6 protein-coding genes and 1 pseudogene are annotated in these 5,250 nt (G+C 70.8%); 2 read left to right on the top strand and 5 right to left on the bottom strand.

What is annotated here, in order from left to right:
- The coding region (locus VOI19_RS13640; RefSeq protein ID WP_323793509.1) for a ParA family protein at window positions 1–759 on the bottom strand (759 nt) is incomplete at its 3' end.
- A gap of 83 nt (window positions 760–842) precedes the next feature.
- Between VOI19_RS13640 and VOI19_RS13645 the strand changes: the two genes are divergently transcribed.
- A complete protein-coding gene (locus tag VOI19_RS13645; protein WP_323793510.1) occupies window positions 843–1,616 on the top strand; it encodes an SDR family oxidoreductase in 774 nt (257 codons plus the stop codon).
- A gap of 101 nt (window positions 1,617–1,717) precedes the next feature.
- Here the strand turns inward: VOI19_RS13645 and VOI19_RS13650 are convergent, their stop codons facing one another.
- From VOI19_RS13650 to VOI19_RS13665, 4 genes are read right to left on the bottom strand one after another with little or no spacing between them, the layout of a single operon-like run.
- A complete protein-coding gene (locus tag VOI19_RS13650) occupies window positions 1,718–2,584 on the bottom strand; it encodes a PHP domain-containing protein (RefSeq protein ID WP_323793511.1) in 867 nt (288 codons plus the stop codon).
- 17 nt (window positions 2,585–2,601) lie between these two features.
- On the bottom strand, window positions 2,602–3,237 hold the full coding sequence (locus tag VOI19_RS13655) for a DUF6758 family protein (protein ID WP_323793512.1): 636 nt from the start codon (window positions 3,235–3,237) through the stop codon (window positions 2,602–2,604).
- 31 nt (window positions 3,238–3,268) lie between these two features.
- On the bottom strand, window positions 3,269–3,838 hold the full coding sequence (locus tag VOI19_RS13660) for a histidine phosphatase family protein (RefSeq protein ID WP_416366384.1): 570 nt from the start codon (window positions 3,836–3,838) through the stop codon (window positions 3,269–3,271).
- Window positions 3,839–3,866: 28 nt separating this feature from the next.
- Complete coding sequence (locus tag VOI19_RS13665) at window positions 3,867–4,463, bottom strand: MaoC family dehydratase (protein WP_323793514.1); 597 nt, start codon at window positions 4,461–4,463, stop codon at window positions 3,867–3,869.
- A 180-nt stretch (window positions 4,464–4,643) separates the two neighbouring features.
- Between VOI19_RS13665 and VOI19_RS13670 the strand changes: the two are divergent.
- Window positions 4,644–5,250 (top strand): annotated as a pseudogene (locus tag VOI19_RS13670) (HNH endonuclease); the annotation flags it as partial.

A 5,250-nucleotide genomic window follows, 5' to 3' on the forward strand; every position in this document is an offset into this window, starting at 1 on the left:
GGTGCCCAGGTTGGCGGCCGCCTCGCGGTAGGCCTTGGCGCCCTTGCTGGTGCGGCTGGTGGCCAGGATCGAGCGGCCGGCGGCGGGCGCCTCGGCGAACTTGATCGTCTTGGGGATCGGCGGCTCGACGACGTCGAGGTCGTAGGTCTCCGAGATCGTCTCGAGGACCGTGCGCGAGTGAGTGGTGCGGCCGTCGTACAGCGTGGGCAGGACGCCCCAGACCTCGAGGTCGCGGTTGGTGAACCGGCGGACGTCGTGGACGGTGTCGAGCAGCTGGCCGACCCCGCGGTGCGAGAGCGTCTCGCACTGCAGCGGGATCAGGACGCCGTCGGCGGCGGTCAGCGCCGCCACGGTCAGCACACCCAGCGAGGGCGGGCAGTCGAGGAGGATCCAGTCGTAGTGGACCCCCTTCTCGGCGAGGTCCTCGACCATGCCGCGGATGACGTGCTCGCGGCCGGTGCGGGTGAGCAGGTCGGCCTCGGCGCGGGCGAGCTCGATCGTGGCCGGCACGAGCGAGACGCCGTCCTCGGTCTCGAGGATCACCTCGGTGGGGTCGAGTCCCTTGGTGAGCACGTGGTGCACCGAGAGCTCGAGGTCCTCGGGGTCGATGCCGAGGGAGAACGTGAGGCAGGCCTGGGGATCGAGATCGACGAGCAGGACGGCGTGGCCGAGCTCGGCGAGCGCCGCCCCGATCGAGGCGACGCTGGTGGTCTTGGCGACGCCGCCCTTCTGGTTGGCGATCGCGAGCGTGGTGGTCATCGTGGCCCATCATGCCGGACGCAGCACCTCAGGTGTGGCACGGCACACGTGAGTCGCCGAGAGGGCGGTGGTTGACTCGCCCCATGGCTACTGAGCACACGACCGACACGACTGCCCTGATCACCGGCGCGACGGCCGGCATCGGCCACGAGTTCGCCGTCCAGCTGGCGTCGCGCGGTCACGACCTCGTCCTCGTCGCCCGCGACACCGCTCGTCTCGACGAGGTGGCTGCCGCCCTGCGCGCGGCTCATGGCGTCGAGGTCGAGGTCATCACCGCCGACCTCGTCGAGCGCGACCAGCTGGCCCTGGTGGAGGCGCGACTGACCGACCCGGCCCGACCCATCGACCTGCTCGTCAACAACGCCGGCTTCGGGCTCAAGAAGCGCTTCCTCGACAACCCGATCGAGGCCGAGAACGCGATGCTCGACGTCCTCGTCACCGCCGTGCTGCGCCTGACCCACGCGGCCCTGGGGCCGATGACCGAGCGCGGCCGCGGCGGCATCATCAACGTCTCCAGCGTCGCCGCCTTCCTGCCCCGCGGCACCTACGCGGCCACCAAGGCCTGGGTCAACAGCTTCACGGAGTGGGCGGCCAACGAGTACCGCGCCCAGGGCGTCACGGTGATGGCGCTGTGCCCCGGCTTCACCAAGACCGAGTTCCACGAGCGGATGGAGGTCGCGAAGGGCACCAGCTTCATGTGGCTCGACGTCGAGTTCCTGGTCGAGAAGGCCCTGTCCGACTTCGACAAGGGCCGGATCTACTCGATCCCCGGGGCGCAGTACAAGACGGTCGTCGCGCTCACCCGGCTGGTGCCCAACAAGGCCCTCCAGGCGCTCCAGGGCATCGGTCGTAAATAAGCAGTGCTGTGCGAGGGACGAGCACAGCGCGTTGCGAGCGCAGGCTGAGCGAGCCCGCGGCTGAGGAGCGGAGCCGCGTCAGGCGAGTCGAAACCCGTGACTCACCCCCGCACGACCTCGGGCGTACGACGTCCGGTCGCGGCCGACGCGGAGGCCGCGCGCTCGAGCAGTCGCTCGTACTCCTCGGGGGCGGTCGTGTTGCAGCCGAGCCCGTGGTTGGACTTGCCCAGGCCGTGATGGTCGCTGGACCCGGTCACCACGAGGTCGAGGTCGCGCGCGATCGCGCGGAGCTCCTCGCGCACGTCGGGCGCCTTGTGGTCCTGGTGGTCGACCTCGAGTCCGCTGAGCCCGGCGTCGCGCAGCGCGGCGAGCTCGCCGTGCGGGAGGTCGTGGCGCCGTCCCCGGCCCCAGGGGTGGGCGATCACGCTCGCTCCCCCGGCCTCGGTCACCGCGACGATCGTGGCGGTGAGGTCGGCGGCGTAGCGGTCGACGTAGCCGGGGCGGCCGGGGTTGAGGTAGCGCTCGAACGCGTCGTCGCGCGAAGCCACGATGCCCTTGCGCACCAGCGCGTCGGCCACGTGCGGCCGGCCCGGCACGGGCGCCGCGATGTCGTCCAGGGTCAGGTCGATGCCGATCCGCTGGAGGGCCTCGACCATCGCCGGCGCCCGCGACCCGCGTCCGTCGACGATCCGCGCCAGGCTGGCGGCGAGCGTCGGGTGGGTCGGGTCGGGCAGGTAGGCCAGCAGGTGCACGCCCCGGCCGCGGTGGTTGGTGCTGATCTCCATGCCGCGCACCAGCTCGATGCCGACGCGCCGTGCCGCATCGGCCGCCTCCTCCCACCCGTTGGCGCTGTCGTGGTCGGTGATCGCCACGACGTCCAGCCCGGCGTGCTGCGCCGCGGTCACGAGCTCGGACGGCGTCTGGGTGCCGTCGCTGGCCAACGAGTGCGTGTGCAGGTCGATGCGCATCTGCGCACCCTAGGGCGTCACCAGCTCGGTGGTGGTCCCCCGAAGGGCAGCTCGACCAGGTGCGGCCCGCTCTGGGCGGCGTCGCGCAGGATCCAGCCGTCGCGCAGCAGGAGGATCGCCGAAGCGGGGCGCAGGATCAGCCAGATCCACCGGCCGCCGACCTCGCCGGCCAGCACCGAGCGGTCCCACTCCTGCGACTCGACGCCGGTCGAGACCGGCCAGAGCGGCACGGACTGTCGCTCGATCCGCACGGAGACCGCCGGCGGCGCGGCCCCGACGTCACCGCCCGGATCGGGATCGGCGGTCCCGGCAAGACGAGCCCCCAGCCCGACGCCGGGCTCCTCGGTGACGACGACGACGTCGACCGGACCGTCGAGCGCGCTCGGGCCTGTGCAGCAGGTCATGGTCGCGGTAGCACGCGACGGCTCCGAGCCCACGCACGCGAAGTCGGTGACCGTCCAGCCCGGGCTGAGCGGGAACGGCAAGTACGTCGGGACGGCGGTCGACGAGCGCAGGTGCTCGGCGAACGCGTCGTACGACGCCAGCACCGGCCGGTGCAGCGGATCGACGTCCCCGTGCTCAGGGCAGACCCACCCGTCGGCCGACTGGGTCAGCGACGACGGGCAGCGTGGGCAGCCCACCTGCGACGGCATGCACCCACGGTCGCGGCCCAGGTGCGGGACGTCAAGAGTTCCAGCGCAGGAGCACCGGCGTCTCGCGCTCGTAGCCGAGCACCGAGATCGTCGCGGTGTCGAGCCGGAACAGCCGGCCGTCACTCACCGGCAGTCCGAGCCACCGCGCGGCCAGGGCTCGCAGCGAGTGCCCGTGGGCGAAGGCGATCGTCGTGCCGTCGGCGGCCCGGGCTCGCGCGACGACCCGGTCGAGACGCTCGGCGACCTGCTCGGGGGCCTCCCCACCGGGGCACGGGTCGGTCCAGACGCTCCAGCCCGGCACCTGCTCGCGGATCTGCGGCGTGGTGAGGCCCTCGTAGTCGCCGTAGGCCCACTCGACGAGGTCCTCGTCGAGGACGGCGCCGGCGAACCCGGCGAGCTCGGCGGTGCGCCGAGCCCGCAGCCGGGGGCTCGTCAGGACCAGGGCCGGGTCGAGGTCGGCGAGCCGCGGCGCGAGGGCGCGGGCGTCGTCCTCGGCGTCGGGCAGCAGCGGCAGGTCGGTCACCGACGTGTGGCGCCCGTTGCGGCTCCACTCGGTGGGGCCGTGGCGGACGATCCAGAGCTCAGACGACACGTCGGTGATCCTTCCTGCTGCTGACTGGGTGGTTCGATCAGGCCTGCGGGCCGGACCAGAACTTGTCGGGCTGCGGCACGGGGCGGCCGGGCTGCTCGCCGCCACGGGCCTCGAGGTAGGAGTCCTTGGGAACCATCACCTTGCGACGGAAGATGCACACGATCTTGCCGTCCTGGTTGTAGCCGATCGTCTCGACGTAGACGACGCCACGGTCGTCCTTGCTCTTCGACTCGGTCTTCTCCAGCACGGTGGTCTCGCCGTAGAGCGTGTCGCCGTGGAAGGTCGGTGCCACGTGACGCAGCGACTCGACCTCGAGGTTCGCGATGGCCTTGCCGGAGATGTCAGCCACGCTCATGCCGAGCAGGATCGAGTAGACGTAGTTGCCGACCACGACGTTCTTCTTGAACTGCGTGGTCTCCTCGGCGTAGTTGACGTCGAGGTGCAGCGGGTGGTGGTTCATCGTCAGCAGGCAGAACAGGTGGTCGTCGTACTCGGTGACCGTCTTGCCGGGCCAGTGCTTGTAGGTCGCTCCGACCTCGAACTCCTCGTAGCTGCGACCGAACTGCATGACCACTCCTTCTTGTCGAACGACTCGGGGCGCCACGTCGCGCGGTGCGTCGCGGGCGGTCGCCATCCTCTCAGGCTCCCCACGGGACACGTCAGGAGCACCGGACGGCGGACGGCGCAAGGCCCCGGAGGCTGAGCAGGGCGAGGAACGAGCCCGTCGACGAAGCCCCGGGACAGACCCGCAACCTCATCCACAGATCGTTCGATCACACTGTCGAATGTCGGTGGAGGCGACTAGAATCGGACCATGCGAAAGACGCCCACCCCGACCGCCGTCAAGGTGGTCAGCGACGCGAAGGCCGCGCGCGATGCCGCCGACGTGAGGATGCTGCAGAGCGTCGTGGACTGGGCAGTCGAGTTCCGCGTGGACAACTCCCTGGTCGACGACCTGACCTTCGGGATCGACGGTGTGATCCTCGGTGGGGTCGGGTGCCCCCTGGTCTCGGAGTTCGATGTCTACGACCTCGCTGCGGTCCTTGGGATGTCCTCAGAAGCCGGGTGCACCTACGTCGGCAAGACCCTCGAGCTCCGCTACCGCCTGCGCCGCATCTGGGAACAAGTCGTCGCCCTCAAGGTCCCGGTGTGGAAAGCGTTCCGCGTCTGCGAGCACACCCTGACCTTGAGCTTCGAAGCCGCCCGATACGTCGACCAGATGCTCGCCCCCACCCTGCAATCCTGCTCGTTCGCGCAGATCGAGAGGACCGTGGCCCAGGCCATCGACCTCTACGACCCCGAGGAAGCCGAGCGCCGGCGGCTCAAGGCTGCTGATGACCGCGACTTCCAGGTCCACCTCGGAGGACGAGACACCACCACTGACGGCACCGTCGAGGTCACCGGCACCCTGTCCACCGAAG

The sequence above is a fragment of the Nocardioides sp. genome (genome assembly GCF_034670285.1).
GTDB lineage: Bacteria > Actinomycetota > Actinomycetes > Propionibacteriales > Nocardioidaceae > Nocardioides.